Consider the following 26586-nt stretch of genomic DNA (forward strand, 5'->3'; position numbering starts at 1 on the left):
AGGCGCCGGTCATGATTCGTCGTCGCCACCGCCGAGGTCGATGCCCGGTGGACGCCTGCTTTTCCTCAGGTAGTCCCGTCGGGCGTCAGGATCGTCCGGCCAGCGGGTCTTTGCGTAGTTGATCTGACGGGTGATGATCGAGTTCGCTATCGCGAACGTGACCACCAGCCAGACCAGCATCAGGGTCGCGCACAGCAGGACACGGAAGCCGGTCGCCCATTCGGTGGTGGCCTTCCACACCTGCACAGGAATCCCGACGCACCCGAAGACCATCAGGGCGGCAGCACCGTAGCGGAGGTGTCCCAGGCTGCTGCCGCCCCTGCCCAGGTCATCATCTGCCATGTCTTGAAAGTAGCGACACGGATCAATCGAAGAACCTGGCTGTACGGCATTTCGGACGACCCGGGTTCCGGACGACCATAGCCGGGGTTCGTCTGGGGTCAGCGGCGGGACGGGCCGCCCGCCGTCGCCGGGGCCTGCGTCATGCGTACCGCCCAGTCCAGGGCGTAGTCGGCGACCGCCTCCCAGCCCGGCTCGCCCACCGTGAAGTGCGAGCGGCCGGGGAACTCGTGGTACGCGGTCACCGCCCGCGACTTCTGGTAGAGCCCGGCGTTCGCCTTCACCAGCGACGGCGGGGCGACATGGTCCTCGCCACCGGCGATCAGCAGCAGCGGCGGCCGGTCGTCGCGGCCGGTGTCGACGGTCGCGGCGGAGTGCGGGTCGAGGTTGGCGAACGCCCCCTCGAACAGCACGTGCCCGGCGGCCGGGACGGCGTAGCGCCGCCAGGCCCGGTCGGAGTCGTCCGGCTGGAGGGTGTTGCCGAAGGCGTACCGGAACTCGTCCGGACTGATCTGCACCCCCCGGTGCCGGTTGACCGGGCTGCGCAGCACCGGGTACGACGCCCGCAGCGTGCTGATCGGCAGCCGGAGCACCCCCTTGACCGGGGCGGACGCGACCGCCACGACGGCCGCGCCGAGCCCCCGGTCGGCCAGCACCTGGGCGACCAGCCCGCCGAACGAGTGGCCGATCACGATCGGGGGGTTGGGCAGCTCGCGGATCACCGCCGCGTAGTGGTCGATGATCTGCCGCAGGGTGGTGCCGGCGATCGTGCCGGGGTCGGCGCGCAGCGCGGTCACCTCCCGGTCGAAGCCCGGCCAGGCGGGGGCGAGCACCCGGAACCCGCGTGCCGCGTACCGCTCGGCCCAGCCTTCCCAACTGCGCGACGTCATCCACAGCCCGTGCACGAGCACCACCGTGTCGACCTGCCCGTTCGACGCGTTCCCCATGCGGTCCTCCCCGACCTCGCCCCGACCGCGGCGGCATACCCACCTTCCACCGCCCGATGCCCCAAGCCGGGACCCACCTGTCCGCCCGGGATGAGGTGCGAACGGTGCCGGGCGCGGAACGCCGGATGGTGGGCGACCGACATTCCTGTCAGGCATAAAAAATGCCCAGCAGGCATACGACTCCCGTGCGGAACGGACACCGGGTGCGACACCGCTGACATTTGTCACGGGTGGAAGGTGACGGGCGGGCCGGGAAGGAGCCGACCGGCAGGCGCACGCTCGTTGGCATGACCAGTGAGTGTCCGGCCGTCGCACTGCGCGGCCTGCGGAAGAGCTTCGGGCCGGTGACCGCCGTCGACGGGCTCGACCTGACCATCCACCCGGGCGAGGTGGTGGCCTTTCTCGGCCCCAACGGCGCCGGCAAGACCACCACGATCGACATGCTGCTCGGCCTGGCCCGCCCCGATGCCGGGGAGGTCCGGCTGCTGGGCGGCACCCCCGCCGAGGCCGTCCTCTACGGCCGGGTCGCCGCCGTCATGCAGAGCGGCGGCCTGCTCAAGGATCTCACCGTCGCCGAGACGGTACGGATGACCGCGTCCTTCTTCGGCCGGACCCGGCCGGTCACCGAGGTGCTGACCCGGGCCGGGATCGCCGACCTGGCCGACCGGCTCGTCGGGAAGTGCTCCGGGGGCCAGCAGCAGCGGCTGCGGTTCGCGCTGGCCCTGCTCTGCGACCCGGACGTGATGGTCCTCGACGAGCCGACCACCGGCATGGACGTCGAGGGGCGACGCGACTTCTGGCAGGCGATCCGCGCCGACGCCCGGTCCGGCCGGACGATCATCTTCGCCACCCACTACCTCGACGAGGCCGACGCGTACGCCGACCGGATCGTGCTGGTCCGGCAGGGCCGGGTGGTCGCCGACGGCACCACCGCCGAGATCAAGAACCTGGCCGCCGGCCGGATCGTCCGGGCCACCCTGCCCGACGCCGACCAGTCCGGCCTGGCCGCGCTGCCCGGCGTGGAGGCCGTCGAGGTACGCGGCGACGCCGTGCTGATCCGTACCGGCGACTCGGACGCCGTCGCCCGGCACCTGCTCACCCGTACCGCCGCCCGGGACCTGGAGATCACCTCCCGCAACCTGGAGGACGCCTTCCTGGCCCTGACCGCCACCGACGCCACCCCGCCCGAAGCCAACCCCGCCGAAGCCGCCCCCACCGCGACCGTTGGAGCCTGAGATGACCACCTCCGCCCTGACCACCCCCACCGCGGACCGCCGCCCGCCGGCCCTCGGCGGCTTCTCCCCGGCGGTGCTGCTGATCGAGATGCGCCGGATGCTGCGCAACCGGCGGACCCTGCTGTTCACCATGGTCATGCCGGCGGTTTTCTTCCTGCTGTTCGGGCTGCCGCAGCGGGACGAGACACTCCCCAACGGTCGGCAGGTGCTCGCCTGGATCATGGTCAGCCTCGCCGTCTACGGGGCGATGGTGGCCACCACCAGCGCGGGCGCGGCGGTCGCCACGGAACGGGCCCTGGGCTGGAGCCGTCAGCTCCGGCTCACCCCGCTGCACCCGGCCGCGTACGTCGCCACGAAGGTCGCCACGGCGATGGTGCTCGGGCTGGTCGCGGTCGTGATCGAGTTCGCGGTCGGGGCCGCCGCCGGGGTCCGGCTGCCGGTGTCCGTCTGGCTGCTGGCCGGGTCGGCGGCCTGGCTCGGCTCGCTGGTCTTCGCCGCGCTGGGGCTGCTCATCGGCTACCTCGGCCCGGCCGAGAACGTCATGCAGTTCATGGGGCCGGTGCTCGCCCTGCTCGCCATGTTCGGCGGCCTGTTCCTGCCGGTGGAGATGCTGCCCGACGTGATGCAGCGGATCGCCCAGTTCACCCCCGTGTGGGGGGTGGGTCAACTGGCCCGCGCCCCGCTGACCGGTGACCCGGTGAGCGTCGGGGTGCTCGTCAACGTGCTCGGCTGGACGGCGGGCTTCGCCCTCGGCGCGGCCCGGCTGTTCCGCCGCGACACCCAGCGGGTCTGAGCGGTGGCCCGGCACCGGCGGGCCCGGACACCGGCCGGCGGGGACTAGCGTGGACCCGATGGACCTCCCGTTCGACAGGCCGTCGCCGGTGACCCGCCGCTGGCGGATCACCGGCTGGCTGCTCGCCGGGGTCTGGCTGTTCTTCCTCAACATCCCGCTGTTCACCGCCGTACACCAGGCACAACCCTGGCGGCGGGCGGTGGGGGTGGGCACCCTGGTCGTGTTCGGCGTGCTCTACGTGCTGATCTTCCAGTGGGCGCGCGGCCTGCGTCAGGCGCACCGGCCGATCCCGGTCGGCCGGGCGCGGGCGTCCGTGGGGCTGCTGCTCGCGTTCGGTCTGGCCGGCATCCCCGGCACCGCGGGGGACTGGCTGACCACCCTGGTCTTCGTCGCGGCGGCGGCGGTGTTCCTGCTGCCCCCGGTGGACGCCCTGGTGGTGGTCGTGCTGAGCGCGCTGACCCCACCTGTCGCCGCCGCGCTGGTGCCCGGCTGGCAGGCGGAGAGCACCGTCGTCTTCGCGGTGCTGCTCGCCTCGTTCGCGATGTTCGGGGTGAGCCGGCTGGCGCAGCGCAACGGCGAGCTGCGGGCCGCCCAGGCAGAGATCCGCCGGCTCGCGGTCGCCGAGGAACGCGCCCGCACCGCCCGCGACCTGCACGACATCCTCGGGCACTCGCTGACCGTGGTGGCGGTCAAGGCGGAGCTGGCCGGGCGGCTGCTGGAGCTGGACCCGGTCCGCGCCGGCACCGAGATCGCCGACGTCGAGCGGCTGGCCCGGCAGGCGCTGGCCGACGTACGGCGTACCGTCGGGGCGTACCGGGAGATCAGCCTGACCGGCGAGCTGGCCGGCGCGCGGACGGCGCTGGCGGCGGCGGGCATCGTCGGTGACCTGCCGGACGACCTGCCGGCGCTGCCGGCGGCGCGGGAGGAACTGTTCGGCTGGGCGGTCCGGGAGGGAGTGACCAACGTGGTGCGGCACAGCGGCGCGCGGCGGTGCGTGATCCGGGTCCACCCGGAACGGGTGGAGATCGCCGACGACGGGCGCGGCCCGGCCGGCGACGGCGTGCCCGGCCCGCAGCCGGCCGGCGACGGCGGGCACGGGCTGCTCGGCCTGCGGGAACGCGTCCGGCGGCTCGACGGCACCGTGACGGTCGGCCGGCGGCCGGACGGTACCGGGTTCCTGCTGCGGGTCACCGTGCCGGTGGAGCAGCGGTGAGCGACCCGATCCGGCTGCTGCTCGCCGACGACCAGGCGCTGGTGCGGGGCGCGCTCGCCGCGCTGCTGTCGCTGGAACCGGACCTCGACGTGGTGGCCGAGGTGGGTCGGGGCGACGAGGTGGTGGACGCGGCCCGCCGCACCGGCCCGGACGTGGCGCTGCTCGACGTGGAGATGCCGGGGCTGGACGGGATCGCCGCGACCGCCGCGCTGCGGGCCGCGCTGCCCGGCTGCCGGGTGCTGGTGGTCACCACCTTCGGCCGGCCCGGCTACCTGCGACGGGCGATGGAGGCCGGGGCGGGCGGCTTCGTGGTCAAGGACACCCCGGCCCGGCAGCTCGCCGACGCGGTCCGCCGGGTGCACGCCGGGCTGCGGGTGGTCGACCCGGCGCTGGCGGCGGAGACCCTCGCGGCGGGGACGAGCCCGTTGACCGAGCGGGAGACGGCGGTGCTGCGGGCGGCCCGGAGCGGTGGCACGGTGGCCGACCTGGCGGCGGCGCTGCACCTGTCCGAGGGGACGGTCCGCAACCACCTGTCGGCGGCGATCGGCAAGACCGGCGCCCGCAACCGGGCCACCGCGGTCCGGCTCGCCGAACAGAATGGCTGGCTGCTCGGCGAGTGAACCGGGCTCAGGACGTGGTCAGGGCGTCGACGACGACGAGTTCGGTGCCGGGGCGTACCTCGTCGAGGAGGGTCCGCTGGGCGCTGCGGGTCAGCCGGATGCAGCCGTTGGTGACGTCCTCGCCGAGGGTGTCGTCGTCCTGCCAGGTGTGCAGGCCGATGTGTGCGCCCCGCAGCCCGGTGGGCATCGCCTCCGGGTCGTCGGGGACGGCGCCGAGGGCGAAGACGTCCACCCCGCCGTAGACCGGTTCGGGGGGCGGTGTGGTGCCGAGGATGAAGGTGCGGCCGAGGGGGGTCTCCTGGCCGGGCTGACCGAGGCTGACCGGCCAGGTGTGCACCGGTCGGCCGTGCCGGTACCAGGTGAGCTGGTGGGTGCGGCGCTGCACCACGATCTGGTCGCGCAGGACGACCGGACTCCAGCCTCCGTCGGGCAGCCAGGCCAGTCGACGGCTCGCCGATGGCAGCAGGACCGCCGTCCAGCCGGTACGCCGCTGCACCACCGGCATGGTCAGCTCCACCCCGCTGATGGTGGGGGCGAGCAGGGCGCGGGGGCGTCCGCCAGGTGCGTCGTACGCGGCGATGTTCCGGGTCGGGGTGACGCCCTCGGTCAACGGGGTGACGTCGAGCGGGTGCGGGTCGGCCGGGAAACCGGCGGGGGCCGGGTCGTAGTCGATCACGGGTAGGCCGGGCGGGGCCGGCGCGGCGGGCGGCACGGTCTCGTCCTCGTGCGGGACGGCCACGGTCGGTGGCGGGGCCGCCGCCCGCCGGGTCGGGGCGGGTGCGTCCGCGCGCAGCGCCACGCCGACGAGCAGGGCCAGCACCAGCAGGGCCGGTACGCCGACGACGGCGACGAGCGGCCCCCGGCCCCACCGTTCGATCATCCGGTCAAAAGCCACGAAACCACTCTAAGGGGCAGGTAGCTCCACCCGGCGCGAATCGTCCCGACGGGCCCCCGATCCCCGGCCGTCCACGCGACGGGACGCCGTACGCCGGGCCTTACACGCGTCCCGGACCGGGGTGGTTCGACGATCCGCCGAGAATTTTCGGCGGCGGCGGTGATCCGTACGCGCCGGAGGTCCGTACTGGAGGTGGGAGCAGGGTCGGCCGGTGGTGGCGCCGCCGTTAGACGATCGAGGAGCAGATGGCCCGGGCACAGCAGAACGAGAAGGCGGCGACCGTCCGGACCTCCACCAGCAGCCGTGGTGTCCGGACAGTGTCGAAGGGCACGATGGCGCTGATGGTGGCGTCGGCGCTGGGGTTGCTGTGGGCCGGGGTCGAGATGACCGGCAACGGCGCGGCGATGTACGCGTACGGCTTCTTCTTCACCGAGTTCTTCGCCGGGGTGGTCGCCCTGGTGTCGCTCAGCCTCACCGTGATGATGGGCCTGCTCGCCACCGACCGGCTGGTCCTCATGATCCGGCACCGGGTGCTGCTGCAGTCCGCGCACCGGGCCACCGGCATCCTCGGCGTCGTCGGCCTGGTCTTCCACGTCATCACCAAGATCGCTATCGGGCGGGCCGGACCCACCGACGCCGTGGTGCCGTTCATCGGCGGCAGCGGGCTCTACGTCGGGCTCGGCACCGTGGCCGCCTTCCTCATGGTGAGCGTCCTGTGGACCGGCATCGTCCGGGTCCGCTTCGCCGGGGTCGGACCCAAGTGGTTCTGGCGCAGCCTGCACTCCCTGGCGTACCTGTCCTGGCCGTTCGCCCTGTTCCACGGCCTCAACGCCGGCCGCGCCGCCAAGTCCTGGGTGGTGCTGAGCTACCTGGCCTGCGTCCTGCTGGTGGTGGTGGCGCTGATGGTGCGGCTGTCGGTCTACCTCGGCAAGCGCAGCCGCGAACAGCAGCAGGCCGCCGCGCTGAACAAGGCCATGACGGGCAAGGGCGTCGACGAGGGCAAGGGCCGGACGCTGCTCACCGGGCTCGGCCGCAAGAAGGAGGAGGAGAAGGAGACCCGGAGCAGTTGGGCCGAGGCCGCCCTCGCCCCGTCCTGGAACGCGCCGACCGGCAGCGCCCGGCGTCGGGACCCCGAGCGGTTCACCGTCCCGGTCGTTCCCGAACCGGGCACCCTGCGTGAGCCCGTCCGGGGTGGCCGGGGTCGTACCAGCCAGGAGACCGCACCGGCCCCCCGCCGCGAGCGCGACCTGGAACCGGCCGCGCGCCGCCGGACCGCCGAACGGGACGACCGCGACGAGCGGCCCCGCCGCCGCGACGAGGACGTCGCCCCGGTGTCCGGCGGTCGCCGTTCCCGTTACGAGGAGGACGTGGCGCCGGTGTCGGGTGGTCGGCGTGCGCGCTACGAGGAGGACGTGGCCCCCGTCTCCGGTGGTCGCCGTTCCCGCTACGACGAGGACGTCGCGCCGGTCTCCGGCAGTCGCCGCCGCGACCGCGACGAGGACGTGGCCCCCGTCTCCGGTGGTCGCCGTTCCCGTTACGAGGAGGACGTGGCGCCGGTGTCGGGTGGTCGGCGTGCGCGCTACGAGGAGGACGTGGCCCCCGTCTCCGGTGGTCGCCGTTCCCGCTACGAGGAGGACAACGCCCCCGTCTCCACCGGTCGCCGGGCCCGGCGCGACGACGACGTGGCCGCCCGCTACTCGGCCCCGCCCCGGCGGCGCACCGAGGAGCCGGAGGAGCCGTGGGACAGCCCGCGCCGCTGGGAGGAGGCCAGCCGGCCCGTCTCGGCCGAGCCGATCTCCGCCGCCCCGCGCAGCGGTTCCGGGCGGCACAGCGTCGAGGCCGACGTCCCGGAGGAGCCGGACTACTGGCGTCCGCCGGCCCGCTACGTCGCCGACGACATCCCCGTCGACGACACCCCGACCCTGGTCGACCTGGCCTCCCGGCGGGCCCGCAAGGCCACCGGCGACAGCCGCAGCCGGCGCAAGGGCAAGGCCAACGCGGACGCCGTCGACGGGGCGTACTGGGCCGGGCTGCGCGGTGAGGCCAAGTGATGCGCACGAAGGTCCCACCGGTCGCCTGCATCGGCGAGCCCCGGCTCACCGCCGGCTTCGCCGAGTTCGGCCGGCTCGACCTGATGGCCCACGAGATGGAGCACGGGCCGATCGGCCCGATGGAACCGGCCAACCTGCTCCGGCTGGCCGAGGCCATCCAGCTCAAGGGCAAGGGCGGGGCGGGTTTCCCGTTCTACCGCAAGTTCAAGGCGGTGCTGGAGTCCTGCGAACGGCAGGACCTGCCCGCCGTGGTGGTGGTCAACGCCACCGAGGGGGAACCGGCGAGCTGGAAGGACAAGGTGCTGCTCACCCGGGCCCCGCACCTCATCCTCGACGGCGCCGCCCTGGCCGCGTACGCGCTGGACGCCGAGGAGATCGTGCTCTGCGTCGCCGACGACCTGATCGGCCGGGACTCGCTCACCGACGCCCTCGCCGAACGCCGGATGCCGGTGCCCACCAGCATCGTCACCGTGCCGCACCGGTTCATCTCCGGTGAGGGCGGTGCACTGGTCAACGGGATCAACGGACTGCCGCACATCCCGCCGGGCACCAAGAAGCGGTCCAGCGACTCGGGCGTACGCAACCTGCCCACCCTGCTGTCCAACGCCGAGACGTACGCCCAGGTGGCGATCGCCGCCCGGCTCGGCCCGTACGAGTACGCCGCGCTCGGCACCGACGACGAGCCCGGCACCGTGCTGCTCACCGTCACCGGCCAGGCCAAGCGCGCCGCCGTGGTGGAGTGCGCCGCCGGCACCCCGCTGCGGGACATCCTCGACCTGTGCGAGGTGCCGGAGGGGCCGGGCATCCTCATGGGCGGCTACCACGGCCGCTGGATCACCTGGGAGGCGGCGCAGCGGGCCGAGATCACCCGCAAGAGCCTCACCAGCGTCGGCGGCACCCTCGGCGCCGGCATCATCATCCCGCTCGGCCGGGACACCTGCCCGCTGGGCGAGGCCGCCCAGGTGGTCCGCTACCTGGCCGGGGAGTCCGCCGGCCAGTGCGGGCCGTGCAAGCGCGGCCTGCCCGACCTGGCCCGCGCCGTCGACCTGGCGGTGTCCGGCAGTGCGCCGGTGGAGGTGGTCCGGGCCGCCGCCGGTGACGTGAAGGGCCGGGGCGCGTGCAGCCACCCCGACGGCACCTCCCGCTTCGCCCTCTCCGCGATGGAGGTGTTCGCCGACGACCTGCGGCAGCACACCACCGGTGAGGGGTGCGGCAAGCGGGTCAAGGGCGTGATGGGGCTGCCCGGCGCGCCCGACGCCAACCCCCGCAAGCTCACCCTGGACTGGTCCCGCTGTGACGGGCACGGGCTGTGCGCCCACGTCGTACCGGACTTCATCCGGCTCGACGGCAACGGTTACCCCGCCTTCCCGTCCACCCCTGTGCCGACCTGGCTGAAGGAAGGTGCGATGAAGGCGGTCAAGGTCTGTCCCGAACTCGCGCTGCGGCTGGTCGAGGCCGAGTAGCACCACCGAGAGGAGCACCGGATGCGGTCGTCGTCGTCACCCAGCAACGGGCCGGAGGGTCGACCGGCCGCCCGGCTCGCCCTCGCCGCCACCCTCGCCGGCACCCTGCTGGCCGCCTCGGCCTGCGCCGTCGGGCCGACGTCGGCGCAGCCGGCCGCCGAGGTCGCCGTCCCGGTCGCCGCGCCGTCGTCCGCAGCGCCGTCGTCCGCCGCACCCACCCCGACCGGCGCACCCGCCGTGGTGCCCGACGCGCTGCGCTTCACCGCCAGGACCCTCGACGGTACGGCGTTCTCCGCCGCCGCGCTGGCCGGCCGCCCGGTGGTGCTGTGGTTCTGGGCACCGTGGTGCGCCACCTGCGCCAGCCAGGCGTGGACGGTCGCCGAGATCGCCCCGAAGTACCGGGACACCGTGCCGATCGTCGGGGTCGCCGGCCTCGGCGAGCAGAAGGCGATGCGCAGCTTCGTCACCGAGTTCGAACTCGGCGGCACCACCCAGATCGACGACCGGGCCGGCGCGCTGTGGCGGCGCTTCGAGATCGTCGAACAGAGCACCTTCCTGATCATCGACCGGCAGGGGAAGGTCGTCCACCAGGGCTTCCTCGACGGCGAGGACCTCACCCGCCGGGTCGCCGCCCTGGCCGGCTGATGACCGGCCCGCTGCTGCTCGCACTGACCGCCGGGATGCTCGGCGCGGTCAACCCGTGCGGCTTCGCGATGCTGCCGGCGTACCTGTCGCTGCTGGTCGCCGGTCCGGCGGACGGTCGGGGCGCGGTCGGCCGGGCACTCACCGCTGCGGCCGGACTGACCTGCGGGTACGTCGTGGTGTTCGGGGCCTTCGGGCTGGCCGTCGCACCGCTTGCCGACTGGCTGCGCCCCCGGCTGCCCTGGCTGACCGTGACCCTGGGGCTGGGCCTGCTGGCGCTCGGGTTGTGGCTGCTCGCCGGTCGCCGGCTGCCCACCCCGCGTCCGTCGGCCCGCGCCCCCCGGCTGACCCGTTCGCTGCCGTCCATGGCGCTGTTCGGCATGGCGTACGCGCTGGCGTCGCTGAGCTGCTCCATCGCCCCTTTCCTGGCGATCGTGGTGACCAGCCTCCAGGCCGGCTCGACCCTGCGCGGGCTGGCACTGTTCGTCGCGTACGCGATCGGGATGGGCCTGGTGGTGGCGGTGGCGGCGCTCGGCGTGGCGCTGCTGCGCGGCCGGGTGGTGCGTGGGCTGCGTGGCGTCGGCGCGTGGATGCTCCGGCTCAGCGGCCTGGTGCTGCTCGTCGCCGGCGGCTACGTCGCCTGGTACGGCTGGTACGAGGTCCGCCTCGCCCAGGGCCGGCACGACGCCTTCGGTGACCCGGTGGTGGTCGGCGCGGCCCGGATCCAACGGGTGCTGGTGACGGCGCTGGACACGGCCGGGCCGGCGGTGCTCGCCGGGCTGCTGGTCGTGCTGCTCGCGGTGGCGGCGCTGCTGCACCGCAGCCGCATCCGGACCGGTGACACCGAACGGGCGTGAACGCGGCGGGCCGGTCGTCGCCGGGTGGTGGGTGCGGTGAGGGGCGGGAGCCCGCAGGCCCCGCCCCTCACCGGACGCCTCAGCGCAGCGGGGTGAGCCGGTCGGTGCCGAGCCGGTCGCGGAGCACCTCGGGCACCAGCACCGAGCCGTCGGGCTGCTGGAACTGCTCCAGGATGGCCGGGAAGAGCCGGCTGGTGGCCAGCGCCGAACCGTTGAGCGTGTGCACGAAGCGGGTCTGCTTGCCGCCCGGCTCGCGGTACCGGATGGCGGCCCGGCGGGCCTGGTAGTCACCGGCCCAGGAGACCGACGACACCTCCTTGTACTTGCCGGTGCTCGGCATCCACACCTCGATGTCGAGGGTCTTCTTCATCGAGGCGCTGGCGTCACCGGCGGACAGCAGGCTGCGCTGGTAGTGCAGGCCCAGCTTCTCGACCAGGCTCTCCGCGTGGGCGAGCATCTCCTCCAGCGCCGCGTCGGCCTGCTCGGGCAGGGTGAACTGGAAGATCTCCACCTTGTTGAACTGGTGCCCGCGTACGGTGCCGCGCTCGTCGGAGTGCGAACCGGCCGCCTCCCGCCGGTAGCAGGGGGTGTACGCGAACGCCTTCAGCGGCAGCTTCGACGTCTCCAGGATCTCGTCCTGGTAGGCGCCGAGGATCGCCGTCTCCGAGGTGGGCAACAGGAACTGCCCGCGCGGGGCGGACTCCCGGTCCAGGTGGTAGACGTCGTCGTAGAACTTGGGGAACTGGCCGGCGGCGAAACCGGCGGTGTCGAGCAGCAGGTGCGGCGGGAGCAGGAACTCGTAGCCGGCCCGCACGTGCTCGTCGATGAACCAGTTGATCAGGGCCCACTCCAGCCGGGCGCCCAGGCCGGTGTACATCCAGAAGCCCGAACCGCCGAGCTTGACGCCCCGCTCGTGGTCGACCAGGCCGAGTGCCCGGCTCAGCTCCACGTGGTCGCGGATCTTCTCGATGACCGGTGGCTCACCGAAGGTCTTCACCACCCGGTTGGCCTCCTTGCCGCCGGGCACCACGTCGTCGGCGGGCAGGTTGGGCAGCTCGCTCATCGTGCCGCGCAGCCGGGACTGCACCTCGTCGAGCTGGGACTCCAGCTCGGCGAGCTGCTTACGCTCGACCTCCGGCGCGACGGACTCCGGCGTGGTGCCGGCCCGCTTCGCCTGCGCGTACGCCCGGGCCTCGGCCTTGCGGCGCTGCCGCTCGGCGTCGATCTCCGTGATCAGGGCGCGGCGTTCCTGGTCGAGTCGCTGGATGTCGTCCAGGACCCGGTTGACCTCGGCGGGATCCAGTCGCTTCGCGAGCGCGGTCGCCACCGCCTCGCGATCCTTCCGGATCAACTCCATGTCGAGCATGCTGCTCCGTAGCTCCGTCCAGGCGGTCAGGGTGGGACCCTCCGATGCTACCGTCGCGCCCGCTGGCCCCCGGGCCCCGGTCTGAGCCTGCGACGCGCCGCCGCACCCCGGGCCCGGCCCGGCCGAGTGCTGCCACCCCCGCCGTTACCCAAGGTGATGGGGCTGGTTCAACTCCTGTTCTCACTCTCGGTGACCGGTATCGGGGCCGTTTTTCCTGCCCTGAGTGGGGTCGCCCTCGTGCTGGCGCTTGTGAGCAGGGAAAACTCCTCAGGGGGCGGTGACCCCTGGATAACCTCCTTCGCACGCTTTGCTCTGCTGCTCTCGACGCGACGGTCACCTGCCGTGGTTGTCGCGGTCATGGCAGCAGAGCAAAGCGTGCGAAACACTAATGGCGGGGAGCAGGAATAGTCACCATGTGTGACCGCACGGCGGGCAGCATTGCCCGGCGTGTCCGCACGGGAGGCAGCGCACCGGAGCGCTCAGAACAGGCGGCCACCGTCCCCAAAGACCGGAGGTCAGAGCCGGATCGGCATCAGGATCGAGAAGGTGTCCTCGTCGTCGGGACGACGCACGGCCAGCGGGGCGATCGGGCCGTCGAGTTCCAGCACCAGTTGCGGGCCACCGGCGGCGTCCAGCGCGTCGAGCAGGAAGTCCCCGTTCACCCCGACCAGCAGGTCGGCCGGGTTCGGCCCGGCCAGTTCGGCGGCGTCGACCAGGCGCAGCCCGTCGCGGTCGTCCACCCCCAGCACCGTCACCGGCAGCGCCACCCCCTCGTGCTCCCGGGTCACCGTGGGGGTGGCCGACCGCAGTGCGCTGCGCAGGGTCGCCACGTCGACCGGAACCCGCCGGGCCGTGGCGTCCGCCGGGCGGTGCAGCAGCCGCCGGTAGTCGGTGAACTCGTACGGCAGCACCGCCGAGCGGGCCTCGACCCCGGCGACGGCGACCGTGACCTCCCCGTCGGCGACGGTCAGCCGCACCTGTCCGGTGGTGTCCAGCAGTGCCCGGAACTCGTCGACGGCCGCCGCCGGCAGCAGCGCCCGCACCGGCGGGCCGTCCACCCGGCCGTCGGCCCGGGCCAGCGCCATCCGGTACCGGTCGGTCGCCACCAGCCGTACGCCGTCGGACTCCACGTCCAGCAGCACCCCACCGAGCACCGGCAGGTCGGGGTCGGTGCCGACGGCGAACCGGACGGCGTCGACGGCGGCGGCCAGGGCGGCGGGGGACAGGGTGATTCGGGTGGTCATCCAAGACTCCTCGGGATCGATCAGGGCACGGACCCGGGAGAGTTCGCGGCGGGCGTCGGCGAGACCGTCCTCCAACCGGCGCAGGTGCGCGTCGAGCAGCCGCCCGACCCGCGCCGGATCGTCGCGCAGCCGCAGTGCGGCGGTGATCCCGGCCAGCGGCATGCCGACCCGGCGCAGGCCGGCCACCAGCCGGGCCGGCGTCACCTGCGCGGCGGTGTACCAGCGGTACCCGTTCACCGGGTCGACGAGCGTCGGGGGCAGCACCCCGCACCGGTCGTAGAACCGCAGCGCGCTGACCGTCAGGCCACTGGCCCGGGCCAGCTCGCCGATGCTCAGCAGCTCGCTCTCCACGCCCATGATGCTGTCGCCTCAACCAGGTCGAGGGTCAAGCCCGCACCGGCCACCGCCGGCTACGGGAGCACCCGGAACGTGATCCCCGCCCGGACCAACCGGTCCAGCAGCGCGTCCCCCATCGCCGCCACCGGGGTGAGCTGCCCGGACGTGGCGGGCAGCTCGTCGTACGCCAGACAGAGGGCCGACTCGGCGAGCATCTTGGCGGTCTCGTCGTAGCCGGGATCGCCGCCGGCCACCTCGGTGCGGACGGTCCGGCCGCCGCCCTCGCCGACGAACCGCACCCGGAACCACGACCGGGCCCGCTGCTGCGCGCTCGGCCCCTGCCCGGAGGCGACCCGCCCGAGCAGCCAACGCCGGGTCGGCGGCAGCTTCACCAGCCCGACCAGTCCGGCCATCCCCACCCCGGCCAGCAGCACCGTCGGCAGCCGCTTGACGGCGGCGAAGTGCCGGTAACGGAAGTCCGGGCCGTACTCCGGGCGGGCGGCGGCGGACCGGCGCACCACCTGCGGGTCGATGGTGGGCAGCGGCACCGCCCACATGCCGACCGCCGCCGACCGGCCCAGCTTCCCGGCCACCGCCCGGACCCGGCGTCCGTCCGGCCGGGGCTCGACCGCCCGCCGGGCCCGCGCCGCCCGCTGCGTCTGTGCGGTACGGGAGAACGCGGTGAGCGCCGAATGGTACGTCCCGGCGGAGAACCTCCCCCCGGCCCGGACGAACCCGTCGACGGTGACCGGCCCGTCCGCCGCCAACTGCCGGACCGTGTACCAGACGCCCAGGTCGTGCGGGACCGAGTCGAAACCGCAGGCGTGCACCAGCCGGGCCCCGGTGCGCACCGCCTCGGCGTGGTGCCGCACGTACATCAGGTCCACGAACTCCGGCTCGCCGGTGATGTCGAGATAGTCGGTGCCGGCGGCGGCACACGCGGCGACCAGCGGTTCCCCGTGGTGCACGTACGGCCCGACGGTGGTGGCGAGCACCCGGGTGCCCGCCACCACCGGACGCAGCGACCCGGCATCGGTGACGTCGGCGGTCAACAGCGGCAGGGTGGCCAGGGCCGGGTCGATGGCGGCGAGCCGGTCCCGTACGGCCGACAGCTTCGCCGGGTTGCGGCCGGCCAGCGCCCAGCGCAGCCCCGCCGGGGCGTGCCGGGCCAGGTACTCGGCGGTCAGCCCGCCGGTGAAGCCGGTCGCGCCGAACAGGACGAGGTCGTACGGGCGGTCGGGGCGCATCCGCCGAGTGTGCCACCCGGGCCCGACCCGCACCGGCTGGGCGGGCCACCCGGCGGCTCAGCCGTGCGGGGTGAACACCGCCCGGACGCAGCCGTCGGCGCGGTCCCGGAACAGCGCGTACCCGGTCGGACCCTCCTCCAGGTCGAACCGGTGCGTCGCCAGGTGCTCGGTACGCAGCTCGTCGCGGGCCATCCGGTCCAGCAGCATCGGAATCCACCGTTGACCGTGCTGCCGGGCACTGCGCAGGGTGAGCCCCTTGTGCATCACCGCGCCCAGCGGGAAGGCGTCCACGAAGCCGCCGAAGGTGCCCGAGACGAAGACGGTGCCGCCCTTACGGCAGGCGTGCACCGCCTCCCGCACCGCCAACGGGTCCTCGACCGGGCCGCCCCGGCCGGTGAACCGGTCGGCCAGCGACGGTGGACGGCCACCGCCGTCGGCCGCCCCGACCGCCTCCACGCACACGTCGGGGCCCCGGCCCCCGCTGCGTTCCCGCAGCTCGGCAGGGACGTCGGTGTGCTCGTAGTGCAGCGTCTCGGCACCGGTGTGCCGTTCGGCCATCCGCAGCCGCTCCGGATACCTGTCGATCACGATCACCCGGTCCGCGCCGAGCGCCGTCGCCGCCTGCGCGGTGAGCTGACCCACCGCACCCGCCCCCCACACCGCCACCACGTCACCGGGGCGGACCGCACCCAGTTCGGCACCCATCCACCCGGCGGGAGCGGCGTCCGAGGCGAAGACCGCCCGGTCGTCGCTGACCGGGTCGGGCACGGTGAACGCCCCCACGTCGGCGTACGGCACCCGGACGTACTCGGCGTGGCTGCCGGCGAACCCGCCCGCTGTACGGGGATGGCCGTAGCAGCCGCCGGTGGGCTGCCCCCAGGTCGCCTCGGTGACCGCCGCGCCGGTCGCGCCGTTGTCGCAGCAGGAGTACAACCCCTGCCGGCAGTACCAGCACCTCCCGCAGGCCACGGCGGCGCAGACCACCACCCGGTCGCCGACGCGGTGCCGGCGCACCGCCGGGCCGACCTCGGCCACCTCGCCCAGGAACTCGTGTCCGAGCACGTCACCGGCGGCCAGGCCCGGCACCCGACCGGCGAGCAACGGCAGGTCGGTCCCGCAGGTGGCACTGCGCCGTACCCGCACGATCATGTCGTGGGCGTTGCGCAACTCCGGGTCGGGCACCTGGCGTACCGCGAGCCGGTCGACGCCCTCCCAGCACAGCGCCCTCATCCGGGCACCACCGGCAGGTCGGGGGCGGACCGCTCGACGGCCGGCCGGTCGGCACGCAGCACCTCACCGGTCTCGACGAGCTGCCGCACCGCGCGCAACACCTGCCGCAGGTATCCGTCGGGGTCGTCGCCGACCAGGTGGGCGGCCATCCCGGGCAGGGCGGCGAGCCCACCGAGCGGCCGGACGGCCAACTCGGTGCCGCGCCCGCCGGGGGCCGGCCGCAGCTCCAGCTCCACGGCACCGGCCAGCGGTCGCAGCGGCTCCGGCCACCGCCCGTCGGGCAGCAGCTCCGCCGCCGTGACGCCGACCGTCACCACCTGCCAACGCCCCGACCCGGCCGCCGTGGCGGCGAGGATGACCGCGCCCCGGGTCAGCCGTCCCATCCGTACCACCCGCCTCTCCTGCCGGGGATCTGCCCGGTGGCCCTCCGGTTCGCCCATCGTCGGCGCGTCCCGGGTGAACCGGGCTCGTCCCGAAGGGGTGAACCGGGCCGCGCCGGGTAACCGCCGCCGACCGGGGGAGGAACGCGCCGAGTGGGGGTGGGGTGCAATGCCGCAGCAGCCCGTACGGGCGGTCGACCCGACACCCCACCCCGGCGACGCCGCGACCACCCCGGCGTCCGTCGAGCCGCCGCTGCTGGCCTCCCGGCTCGCCCCGCCCGCCCCGCCCGAGCCGATGCTGCTGCGGCCCCGGCTGCTGGCCCGCCTCGACGACGGGGCCGCCGGCATCCTCACCGTGGTCCGCGCGCCCGCCGGCTGGGGCAAGACGACACTGCTCACCGCCGGGGCGCAGGCCGCGGCGTCGACCGGGCACCCGGTGGCCTGGGTGCAGGTCGAGGCCGGCGACAGCGGACAGCGACTGTGGGCGTACCTCACCCGGGCCCTGTGCGGTGCGCTCCGGGCCGAACCGGACGAGCCCCCGCCCGCCCCGGCCGGTCCGTGGCGGCCCGACGGCCTGGAGGCGCTGGCCGCCGCACTGGCCGCCCGGGAACGCCCCACCCGGCTGATCCTCGACGACCTGCACCGGGTGACCGATCCGGACGTCCTCACCGGGCTGGAGTTCCTGCTCCGGCACGCCGACGGGCGGCTGCGTCTCCTCGCCGCCGGCCGGACGGGCCTGCCGCCGGCCCTGCACCGGCTGCGGTTGGCCGGGGAGCCGACCGAGATCGGCCCCGACGACCTGGCCTTTACCACCGACGAGGTGGCCGACCTGCTGGTGGCGCACGGGGTGCCGTTGCCGGCGGTGGCGGTCGCCCGGCTCCGGGAACGCACCGGCGGCTGGCCGGCGGGCCTGCGCTTCGCCGCGCTGGCCGCCCGGGGCCAGACCGAGCCGCAACGCTGGGTACGACGGTTCGGCGGCGACCACCCGGACGTCGCCGCCTACCTGCGCGCCGAGGTGCTCACCCCGTTGCCGGTGCCGGCCCGGGAGACGCTGCTCCGTTGCGCCGTCGGCGGGGCGGTCCGCGCCGACCTGGCCGACGCGTTGACCGGACGCCCCGACGCCGGTCAGCTCCTGGCCGGACTGGCCCGCGACGGTGGTTTCCTGCACCGCGACGACAGCGACCCACCCTGGTACCGGCCACACCCCATGCTGGCCGACCTGCTGCGTGAGGAACTCGCCGGCCTCGACGGGCGGGAACGCGACGAGCTGCACCGGCGGGCCGCCGACTGGCACGCCGACCACGACCGGCCGGCCGACGCGCTGCACCACGCCCTGACCGCCGGGCAGTGGGACCGCGCCACCGAACTTCTGCTGGCCCACTGGCCGGAGCTGGTCCCGTACGAGCGGGAGCCACCGGGACTGCCGCCGCCCCCGCCGCCGCCCGCCGGGGCGGTGCGCCGCGACCCGGAGCTGGCGCTGGCCGCCGGCACCGAGCGGGCGTACGCCGGGGACGTGGCGGCGGCCACCGCCCGGCTGCGGGACGCGGTGCAGGCCGCCCACACGCTGCCGGTGCCGCGCCGGGACCGGTTCCGGCGGCTCGCCGTGGCGCTGGAACTCACCCTGGCCCGGCTGTCCGGCGACCCTGCGTCGGTACGCGCTGCCGCCGCCCGCCTGCTCGCCACCGTTTCGGCGCTACCTGCCGGTTCGGGGGTGTCTGCCGGACCGGCTTCCGTCACCCACGTTTCTGCTGGCCCGCCGGCCGGCGCCGCTACGTGCGACCCGCCGGCCGGTGCCGACCTCTCGGTCGGCGATGGTGCGGTGACCGGTGATGCCCCCGCCACCGGCGGTGATCCCCGGACCGGAAGGGACGACGCCGATGTCCGGGCGGTGGCCGGCACCGCGCTCGGCCTGACCGACCTGGCCGAGGGGGAACTGGGACGGGCCGGAGCGTGGTTCCGGGCTGCGCTGGCGGCGGCCCGGCGGGCCGGCCGCCCCCGGACCGAGCTGGTCGGCGCGAGCCGGGCAGCACTGCTGCTCGCCCTCGCCGGTGAGCTGACGCCGGCCGAGGAGACCGCGCGGGCGGCCCTGGCCATGCCCTGCTGCCAGGGCTGGTCGGGTCGGGTCGACTGCGGTCACGCACACCTGGCGCTGGCGCTGGTGGCGGTGTACCGGGACGAGCCCGCCGAGGCGACCGCCGAGCTGGCGGCGGCCGGCGCGGTCACCGGGACGGCCCCGGCCGGGGCGGTGGCGGCGCTGTGCCGGGCCGCCCTGCTCCGCGACGCGGGCGAGCCGGCGGCGGCGACGACGGCTGTGCTGAGCGCCCGCGACGAGCTGACCGCCGGCAGATCGACGTCCCCCGGCGACCCGGCACTGCCCGGTGGTGCGGATGCGGCCGGAGCCTCTGGAGTCTTCGGCGATGCGGTGGTGGCCGGCAGTGCTGCGGGGTTCGGCGGTGCGGTGGGGTTCGGCGGTGCGGGGGAGTTGGCCGACCGGTTGCTGGCGCTGGAGGCGGACCTGCGCGGCGAACAGGGCGACGTGGACACGGCCCGGCGGTTGCTCGGTGAGCGGGCCCTCGGGCCGGACCCGGTGCCGGTGTTGGCGCTGGCGCTGGCCCGGGTCGAGTTGCGGGCCGGTGACCTACGGGCCGCCCGGCACGCCCTGCCCGACTGGGACGCCCCGGGCGCTGCCGACTGGCCGTTGCCGGTACGGCTCGCCGCCGGGGTCCTGGACGCGTTGCTGACCCGACGGGCCGGTGACGAACGCCGGGCCGGGCGGCTGCTGGAGCGGGTGCTGGACCTGGCCGGGCGGCACGGCCACCGACGGGTCTTCACCCGGGCCGAGCCGGAGGTCCGGGAACTGCTCGCGGCCCACCTGGATTCCGGTACGGCGTACTGGCCGCAGGTCAGCGACCTGGTGCGGGACGCCACGCCGCCGCCCGGCCAGGGGGCGTACGGCACCCGGGGCGGACCGGCCGACTCCCGGCAGGGCGACCCGGAGCGCCCCCTGGACGAGCCGCTCACCGAGCGGGAGCTGACCATCCTGCGGTACCTGCAGAGCATCCTGTCCAACGTGGAGATCGCCAGCGAACTGTCCCTGTCGGTCAACACCGTCAAGACCCACGTCCGCAACATCTACCGCAAGCTCGACGCCACCCGCCGCCGCGAAGCCGTCCGCCGAGCCCGCGACCTCCACCTCCTCTAACCCCACCCACCCCCGCGTGCCCGGCCCGTCTGCCCCGCCCCGCCCCGGTGATCAAGAAGTTTGCGTCAAAGTTGATCTTCAAGCTGACTCAACTCTCTTGATCAACTGACGCAAACTTCTTGATCACCGGAGCAGTGCAGGGCGGAGCAGCGCGGGGCAGGGCAGGGCGGGGTGGCTCGCCGGGGCGCGGCCGTGCGGCCGCGCGGGCGGGGGCCGGCTGTCAGGCGGTGGCGGCGTCCACGGTGGCGAGGAGGGTGGGGAGGTCGAGTGGGCCGTCGTGCCGGTCGTCGCCGACGAAGAGCGTGGGTGTGCCGTTGACGCCGCTGCGGATGCCGCCGGTGAAGTCGTGTCGTACCCGGTCGGCGTGCACGTGCCGGTCGACCTCGGCGTCGACCTCGTCCGGCGGGAGCCCCACCTGTGCCATGCCGAGCGACAGGTGCACCGGGTCCAGTTGGTCCTGGTGTTCGTAGAGCCAGTCGTGCATCTCCCAGAACCGGTCCCGGTGGGCGGCCGCCTCGGCCACCTCGGCGGCCCGCTCGGCGTACGGGTGCAGGTTGGTGATCGGGAAGTGCCGGTAGACCAGCCGGACGGTGTCCCGCCGCTGCCGCAGCACCTCGGCCAGGTTCGGGTACGCCGCCCCGCAGTACGGGCACTGGAAGTCGCCGTACTGCACGAGGGTGACCGGGGCGTCGAGTGGCCCACGGACATGGTCGGTATCGGTCACCGGCACCCGGAGTCGGGCGGTGACCTGCAACGGGGTGCTCATCGGGTCACCACCTGCCGTCCGGTGCCGAGGTGCTCCAACGCGTCGAGGACGCCGTCGGCGCCCGGATTGACCTCGGCGGGGGACAGGTAGCTCCAGGCCACCGTCCCGGCCGGGTCGAGCACCACCAGGGCCCGGCCGGCCTGCCCCTGCGGCGTGTACGCCCCGTAGCCCCGGGCCACCTCGCCCTTGGGTTCGAAGTCGGACAGCAGCGGGAACCGGACGCCCCTCGCCTCGGTGAACGCCCGGTGCGACCAGAGGCTGTCCACCGAGATGCCCAGCACCACCGCGTCGTACCGCTCGAACTCCGGCATCGCGGCCTGGTAGAGCGCCATCTGGTCACCGCAGACCGGGGACCAGTCGGCGGGGTAGAAGGCGAGCACCACCGGCCGCCCCCGGAACTGCGCGGGTCCGGTCCGTCGCCCGTCCGGGGTGGCCGGCAGGGTGAATTCGGGGGCCGGTGTCCCGGGTCGGATCAGCCCGTCGGATCCAGTCATGTCGCCCACCGTCCCCCCGGGTCGGGTGAGGGCGGCTCACCCGACCCGGGTGGTCCTTGCCCCACCGCGTCCCGCCCCGCCACCACGTCCCGTCCCACCGCGTCGTCAGATCGGATTCGGACCGTCGGAGGGGCGCCGGTGGCGAAATTCGGGCGTTCGCGGTGTCGACAACCGGATCGGACTCGGGCAGTCTGACGGACGGCGAAGGACGGGGTGGAGAGATGGACGTCGATCAGATGCGGGTCTTCGGTCGCCGGCTGGCGGGCCTGTCGTGGCGGGTGGCCCGGCACGAGTGGACCCTGGCGGCGCTCGGCGCGCTGCTGCTGGCCGTGGTGCTGACCTGGCCGACCCTGCGTGATCCGGCGAGCACCATCCCGCAGGACACCGGCGACCCGACGTTGCAGGCGTGGCAGGTGGCCTGGGGTGGGCACGCCCTGCTCACCAACCCGTTGCAGGTCTGGCACTCCAACACGTTCTATCCCGAGCCGTACACCTACGCCTACTCCGACACCCTGCTCGGGTACGCCCCGTTCGGCATGATCGGGGACGGTCCGGTGGCCGCCGTGATCCGCTACAACCTGCTCTACATGCTGACCCACGCCCTCGCCCTGTTCGGGGCGTACGCGCTGGCCCGGCAGGTGGGGGCCGGCCGGGCCGGTGCGGCGGTGGCCGGGGTGGCCTTCGCGTACGCCCCGTGGAAGCTCGCCCAGGCCGGGCACCTGCACGTGATCAGCATCGGCGGGATCGCCCTCGCGCTGGCCATGCTGGCCCGGGGGCACGGCTGGTCGCTGCGGCACGGCCACCGCCCCGACCGGGTCCGTCCCGGCTGGGTGGTCGCCGGGTGGGCGGTCGCCGCCTGGCAGGTCACCCTCGGCTTCGGCATCGGCCTGCCCTTCGCGTACGTGCTGGGTCTGCTCTGCCTCGGCGCGGTGGTCACGTACGGCGTGGTGTGGCTGCGGCGGCGGACCCGGCCGGTGGTGCCTCGCCGCCTGCTCCTGGCCGACCTGGCCGGCGGGATCGGGTTCGCCGGGGTGACCCTGGCGATGGCGGCGCCGTACTTCGAGGTGGTGGCCCGCAACCCGTCCGGCCGGCGGACGGTGGCCCAGATCGAGATGTTCTCCCCGCCGTGGCGGGGGTTCGTCACCGCGCCCCCGGAGTCCTGGCTGTGGGGGGAGCGGCACGAGGCCGCCCGCGCCACGCTCGGTTTCCCGGGCGAGATGACCCTGCTGCCCGGGGTGGTGCTGCTGTCGTTGGCGGTGGCGGGGCTGTTCTTCTCCGCGTGGCGGCTGCGGCACCGGCTGATGCTGGCCGGCGCGGCGCTGGTCAGCGTGGCGCTGGCGGCGGGCACCACGTTCGGTGGCGACGGCAACCCCGGGTACGTGACGCTCGTCGAGCACGCGCCGGGCTGGGACGGGGTGCGCACCCCGGGCCGGCTGGTGCTGTGGACGACCCTGCTGCTCGGCCTGCTCGCCGCCGGGGCGCTGACGGTCCGCGAACCGGCGCGGGAGACCGGCCCCGGCGCGGAGCCGGCTCCGGGGTCGGAGCCGGCCGGGGAGCAGCCGCCGGGACCGGACGCGGAGCACAAGGCAGGGCCGGCCGGGGAGCAGCCGCCGGGGTCGGACGCGGAACCCGGGTCGGAGCCGCCCGTGCCGGCGCTGCGGCCGGCGGGGGTGCCCGTGCTGGTGGAGGCGTCCGCACCGGCGCAGGCGGGAGCGGGACCACGGCCGGCGCTGCGGTCGGCGGCGTGGTCCGGGTCGGCGGCCGAACAGGCGGCCCCCCGGCAACCCGCCCCGAAGCGCGGTGGCGGGCAGTGGCGGCTGGCCCGCCTGGCGCTGCTGGTGCCGCTACTGCTGGTGCTGGTGGAGGGGGTCAACCGCACCCCGCACGTGCCCGCGCCGGAGCAGCCGGCCGTGCTGCGCGGGCTGACCGGCCCGGCGCTGGTGCTGCCCAGCGACGGCATCCGGGAACTGCACGTGATGCTCTGGTCCACCGACGGGTTCCCCAAGGTGGTCAACGGGCTCGCCTCGTTCACCCCGCAGTCCCAGGAGCGGATCAGGGCGGCGAGCATGACCTTCCCGGACGCCACCTCGGTGGCGTACCTGCGGCAGGTCGGGGTGCGCACGGTGGTGCTGCTGCCCGGCTGGGCGGCCGGCACGCCGTGGGCGGACGTGGCCGCCCGACCGGTGGACGGGTTGGGCATCAGTCGCGAAATGGTCGGCGAGGACGTCATCTACCGGCTCTGATGGCCGAGTTAGTTGGGAGCGCTTCCTAATTCGGCGGCGTACCGGTTACTGTTGGGTTCTTCTTCGGCAGCGGGAGCCAAGCGTGCCGGCGGGGAGCCAGGGCAGCTCTTCGCACCCGTCGACGTCCCCACGGGGCGTCGCACCCTGACCCTGGCATCCCGAGAGGAACCGCAGATGCGGAGAAGTCTCGTCGGCGCGGTCACCACCGTGCTGGCCGCCGCGACGGCCGTCGTGGCCGTACAGTTCACCGTCGCACCGTCCACACCGGCCGCCGCGGCGGCGGCCGAGCCGTACAGCTGGAAGAACGTCCGGATCGACGGTGGCGGCTTCGTCCCCGGCATCGTCTTCAACCAGACCGAGAAGAACCTGATCTACGCGCGTACCGACATCGGCGGCGCGTACCGCTGGGAGCAGGCCAGCCAGTCCTGGACGCCGCTGCTCGACTGGGTCGGCGCGGACAAGTGGGGCTACAACGGCGTGGTCAGCCTGGCCACCGACCCGGTGCAGACCAACCGGGTGTACGCGGCCGTCGGCATGTACACCAACGACTGGGACCCGAACAACGGCGCGATCCTGCGCTCGTCGGACAAGGGCGCCACCTGGCAGGCCACCGCGCTGCCGTTCAAGAACGGCGGCAACATGCCCGGCCGGGGCATGGGCGAGCGGCTCGCCGTCGACCCCAACAAGAACAGCATCCTCTACTACGGTGCCGAGGGCGGCAACGGCCTGTGGCGCAGCACCGACTTCGGGGTCACCTGGGCCAAGGTGGCGAACTTCCCCAACGTCGGCAACTACCGGGCCGACCCCAACGACACCACCGGCTACCAGAGCCAGAACCAGGGTCTGACCTGGGTCACCTTCGACAAGAGCACCGGTACGGCCGGCAATGCCACGCAGACCATCTACGTCGGCGTGGCGGACAAGGCGAACCCGGTGTACCGCTCGACGAACGGCGGCACGAGCTGGGAGCGGATCGCCGGGCAGCCCACCGGCTACCTGGCCCACAAGGGGGTGGTCGACCCGGTCGGCGGCTTCCTCTACATCGCCACCAGCGACACCGGCGGCCCGTACGACGGGGGCAAAGGTGACGTGTGGAAGTTCAACCGGGCCACCGGCGCGTGGACGCAGATCAGCCCGATCCCGTCGTCCAGCAGCGACGCCTACTTCGGCTACTCGGGGCTGACCATCGACCGGCAGAAGCCGAACACCCTGATGGTCGCCACCCAGATCTCCTGGTGGCCGGACGCGATCTTCTGGCGCAGCACCGACGGCGGCGCGACCTGGAGCCGGATCTGGGAGTTCGGCAGCTACCCGGAGCGCACCAAGAAGTTCAAGATGGACATCAGCTCGGTGCCGTGGCTGACCTTCGGGGCCAACCCGGCCCCGCCGGAGGAGTCCCCGAAGCTGGGCTGGATGAACGAGTCGGTGGAGATCGACCCGTTCGACTCCAACCGCTTCATGTACGGCACCGGCGCGACCATCTACGGCAGCACCGACCTCACCAAGTGGGACACCGGCGGCCAGCTCACCATCAAGCCGATGGTCAAGGGCCTGGAGGAGACCGCCGTGCAGGACCTGATCAGCCCGCCCACCGGGGCACCGCTGATCAGCGGGCTCGGTGACATCGGCGGGTTCCGGCACACCGACCTGGACGCGGTGCCGCCGATGCTGTTCACCCAGCCGGTCTTCACCACCACCACGAGCCTCGACTACGCCGAGGCGAACCCGGCGACGATGGTCCGGGCCGGTAACTTCACCGACGCCGACCGCCCCAACGACAGCCACGTCGCGTTCTCCACCGACGGCGGGGCAAACTGGTTCCAGGGCAGCGAGCCGGGCGGGATCAACAACGGCGGCACGGTCGCCGCCGCCGCCGACGGCAGCCAGTTCGTCTGGGCCCCCGGCGACGCCGGGCAGCAGGTGATCCGTTCCGTCGGGTTCGGCAACTCGTGGACCGCCGCCACCGGCATCCCGGCCAATGCCGTGGTCGAGTCCGACCGCGTCAACAAGAACAAGTTCTACGGCTTCAGCGCCGGCAAGTTCTACGTCAGCACCAACGGTGGGGCCAGCTTCACCGCGTCCGCCGCCACCGGCCTGCCGGCCACCGGGAACGTCAAGTTCAAGGCGGTGCCCGGCAAGGAGGGCGACATCTGGCTGGCCGGTGAGGGCGGGCTGTGGCGCTCCACCGACTCCGGGGCCAGCTTCACCAAGCTGGCCGGTGTGTCGGCGGCGGTGAACGTCGGCTTCGGCAAGGCCGCCCCCGGGCAGACGTATCCGGCGGTGTTCACCTTCGGCACCGTCGACGGCAAGGCCGGCGTCTACCGCTCCGACAACACCGGCGCGGCCTGGGTGCGGATCAACGACGACCAGCACCAGTACGGCAACGCGGGCGAGGCGCTGACCGGTGACCCCCGGGTCTACGGCCGGGTCTACCTGGGCACCAACGGCCGGGGCATCCTGGTCGCCGACCGGCTCGGTGGCACTCCCACCCCGACGCCGACCACCCCCGGCCCGACCACGCCGCCGCCGACGACCCCGCCTCCCACCACGCCGCCGCCGACCACCCCGCCCCCCACGACGCCTCCGCCCACCACGCCGCCGCCGACGACTCCGCCGCCCACCGGTGGGTGCGCGGCGACGTACAAGGTGACCGGGTCGTGGCCGGGTGGCTTCCAGGGTGAGGTGACCGTGCGTAACACCGGCACCAGCGCGATCGCCGGCTGGACGGTGAACTGGACGTTCGCCAACGGTCAGACGGTCAACTCGCTCTGGGGCGGCACCTTCACCCAGACCGGGGCGAACGTCTCGGTGCGCGACGCCGGGTGGAACGGTGCGCTCGGGGGTGGCGCGAGCACCAGCATCGGCTTCACCGCCAACGTGACAGGCGCCAATGCGGTTCCGGCGGTGACCTGCACCAGCCGCTGACAACTATCAACTATCCGACACCTGCCGGCTCCGCTCCCCGACCGGGAAGCGGAGCCGGCGGCATGTCCGGGCTGAGAGTGGTCGACTCAGTGGTGGCG

Annotated in this window: 21 protein-coding genes; 11 read left to right on the forward strand and 10 right to left on the reverse strand. The window is 74.2% G+C overall.

Going from position 1 to position 26586, the window contains the following annotated elements:
• Nucleotides 1-9 precede the first annotated feature (9 nt).
• Together JQX11_RS19410 and JQX11_RS19415 are read right to left on the reverse strand one after the other, a co-directional pair.
• Nucleotides 10-342 carry a hypothetical protein gene (locus tag JQX11_RS19410; RefSeq protein WP_204926364.1) on the reverse strand — a complete coding sequence of 111 codons (333 nt, stop codon included), beginning with the start codon at nucleotides 340-342 and terminating at the stop codon, nucleotides 10-12.
• A gap of 98 nt (nucleotides 343-440) precedes the next feature.
• Nucleotides 441-1286 (reverse strand): alpha/beta hydrolase, encoded by an 846-nt coding sequence (locus JQX11_RS19415; RefSeq protein ID WP_204926365.1) that lies wholly within the window; start codon nucleotides 1284-1286, stop codon nucleotides 441-443.
• 287 nt (nucleotides 1287-1573) lie between these two features.
• Here JQX11_RS19415 and JQX11_RS19420 point away from each other — a divergent pair, with 287 nt between their 5' ends.
• Genes JQX11_RS19420 through JQX11_RS19435 form a run of 4 tightly spaced genes read left to right on the forward strand, consistent with a single transcriptional unit; the run spans nucleotide 1574 to nucleotide 5147 of the window.
• Entirely contained in the window at nucleotides 1574-2521 is a 948-nt protein-coding gene (locus JQX11_RS19420) for an ABC transporter ATP-binding protein (RefSeq protein WP_204926366.1), read from the forward strand.
• 1 nt (nucleotide 2522) lies between these two features.
• A complete protein-coding gene (locus JQX11_RS19425; RefSeq protein WP_204926367.1) occupies nucleotides 2523-3314 on the forward strand; it encodes an ABC transporter permease in 792 nt (263 codons plus the stop codon).
• Nucleotides 3315-3372: 58 nt separating this feature from the next.
• A complete protein-coding gene (locus JQX11_RS19430; protein WP_204926368.1) occupies nucleotides 3373-4527 on the forward strand; it encodes a sensor histidine kinase in 1155 nt (384 codons plus the stop codon).
• Nucleotides 4524-5147 carry a response regulator transcription factor gene (locus JQX11_RS19435; RefSeq protein WP_307826253.1) on the forward strand — a complete coding sequence of 208 codons (624 nt, stop codon included), beginning with the start codon at nucleotides 4524-4526 and terminating at the stop codon, nucleotides 5145-5147. Before JQX11_RS19430 ends, JQX11_RS19435 begins: the two co-directional genes overlap by 4 nt.
• Nucleotides 5148-5154: 7 nt before the next feature.
• Here JQX11_RS19435 and JQX11_RS19440 read toward each other — a convergent pair whose 3' ends face one another.
• The gene (locus JQX11_RS19440; RefSeq protein WP_307826254.1) at nucleotides 5155-6042 is read right to left on the reverse strand and encodes a L,D-transpeptidase; all 888 of its coding nucleotides are present in this window, start codon (nucleotides 6040-6042) and stop codon (nucleotides 5155-5157) included.
• Nucleotides 6043-6287: 245 nt separating this feature from the next.
• Here JQX11_RS19440 and JQX11_RS19445 point away from each other — a divergent pair, with 245 nt between their 5' ends.
• The 4 genes from JQX11_RS19445 to JQX11_RS19460 are packed head-to-tail and all read left to right on the forward strand — an operon-like array spanning nucleotide 6288 to nucleotide 11055.
• Nucleotides 6288-8093 carry a ferric reductase-like transmembrane domain-containing protein gene (locus JQX11_RS19445; protein WP_204926369.1) on the forward strand — a complete coding sequence of 602 codons (1806 nt, stop codon included), beginning with the start codon at nucleotides 6288-6290 and terminating at the stop codon, nucleotides 8091-8093.
• On the forward strand, nucleotides 8090-9556 hold the full coding sequence (locus JQX11_RS19450) for an NADH-quinone oxidoreductase subunit NuoF family protein (RefSeq protein WP_088647185.1): 1467 nt from the start codon (nucleotides 8090-8092) through the stop codon (nucleotides 9554-9556). The genes JQX11_RS19445 and JQX11_RS19450 overlap by 4 nt, the downstream gene beginning before the upstream one ends.
• Nucleotides 9557-9577: 21 nt before the next feature.
• Complete coding sequence (locus tag JQX11_RS19455) at nucleotides 9578-10201, forward strand: TlpA family protein disulfide reductase (protein ID WP_204926370.1); 624 nt, start codon at nucleotides 9578-9580, stop codon at nucleotides 10199-10201.
• Nucleotides 10201-11055: a cytochrome c biogenesis CcdA family protein gene (locus JQX11_RS19460; RefSeq protein WP_204926371.1), complete on the forward strand. Its 855-nt coding sequence runs from the start codon at nucleotides 10201-10203 to the stop codon at nucleotides 11053-11055. The genes JQX11_RS19455 and JQX11_RS19460 overlap by 1 nt, the downstream gene beginning before the upstream one ends.
• 79 nt (nucleotides 11056-11134) lie before the next feature.
• Here JQX11_RS19460 and serS read toward each other — a convergent pair whose 3' ends face one another.
• The 5 genes from serS to JQX11_RS19485 form a co-directional block, all read right to left on the reverse strand.
• Nucleotides 11135-12421, reverse strand: a complete 1287-nt coding sequence (serS, locus tag JQX11_RS19465; protein ID WP_088647182.1) for a serine--tRNA ligase — start codon at nucleotides 12419-12421, stop codon at nucleotides 11135-11137.
• 515 nt (nucleotides 12422-12936) lie between these two features.
• Nucleotides 12937-14022, reverse strand: a complete 1086-nt coding sequence (locus JQX11_RS19470; RefSeq protein ID WP_372444611.1) for a DNA polymerase III subunit beta family protein — start codon at nucleotides 14020-14022, stop codon at nucleotides 12937-12939.
• 53 nt (nucleotides 14023-14075) lie between these two features.
• On the reverse strand, nucleotides 14076-15248 hold the full coding sequence (locus tag JQX11_RS19475; protein ID WP_204926372.1) for a saccharopine dehydrogenase family protein: 1173 nt from the start codon (nucleotides 15246-15248) through the stop codon (nucleotides 14076-14078).
• A 57-nt stretch (nucleotides 15249-15305) separates the two neighbouring features.
• Complete coding sequence (locus JQX11_RS19480; protein WP_204926373.1) at nucleotides 15306-16478, reverse strand: zinc-dependent alcohol dehydrogenase; 1173 nt, start codon at nucleotides 16476-16478, stop codon at nucleotides 15306-15308.
• Nucleotides 16475-16861: a hypothetical protein gene (locus JQX11_RS19485; RefSeq protein ID WP_232378170.1), complete on the reverse strand. Its 387-nt coding sequence runs from the start codon at nucleotides 16859-16861 to the stop codon at nucleotides 16475-16477. Before JQX11_RS19485 ends, JQX11_RS19480 begins: the two co-directional genes overlap by 4 nt.
• A gap of 166 nt (nucleotides 16862-17027) precedes the next feature.
• Here JQX11_RS19485 and JQX11_RS19490 point away from each other — a divergent pair, with 166 nt between their 5' ends.
• Nucleotides 17028-20060, forward strand: coding sequence for a winged helix-turn-helix domain-containing protein (locus JQX11_RS19490; protein WP_204926375.1), 3033 nt, complete (start codon nucleotides 17028-17030; stop codon nucleotides 20058-20060).
• A 220-nt stretch (nucleotides 20061-20280) separates the two neighbouring features.
• Here the strand turns inward: JQX11_RS19490 and JQX11_RS19495 are convergent, their stop codons facing one another.
• Nucleotides 20281-20826, reverse strand: a complete 546-nt coding sequence (locus tag JQX11_RS19495) for a DsbA family protein (RefSeq protein WP_204926376.1) — start codon at nucleotides 20824-20826, stop codon at nucleotides 20281-20283.
• Entirely contained in the window at nucleotides 20823-21320 is a 498-nt protein-coding gene (locus JQX11_RS19500; RefSeq protein WP_204926377.1) for a redoxin domain-containing protein, read from the reverse strand. Before JQX11_RS19500 ends, JQX11_RS19495 begins: the two co-directional genes overlap by 4 nt.
• A 221-nt stretch (nucleotides 21321-21541) precedes the next feature.
• Between JQX11_RS19500 and JQX11_RS19505 the strand changes: the two genes are divergently transcribed.
• A complete protein-coding gene (locus tag JQX11_RS19505; RefSeq protein WP_204926378.1) occupies nucleotides 21542-23563 on the forward strand; it encodes a hypothetical protein in 2022 nt (673 codons plus the stop codon).
• Nucleotides 23564-23737: 174 nt separating this feature from the next.
• Entirely contained in the window at nucleotides 23738-26488 is a 2751-nt protein-coding gene (locus JQX11_RS19510) for a cellulose-binding domain-containing protein (RefSeq protein WP_204926379.1), read from the forward strand.
• The last annotated feature ends 98 nt before the right edge of the window (nucleotides 26489-26586 follow it).

It is taken from the genome of Micromonospora humida (genome assembly GCF_016901255.1).
Lineage (GTDB): Bacteria > Actinomycetota > Actinomycetes > Mycobacteriales > Micromonosporaceae > Micromonospora > Micromonospora wenchangensis.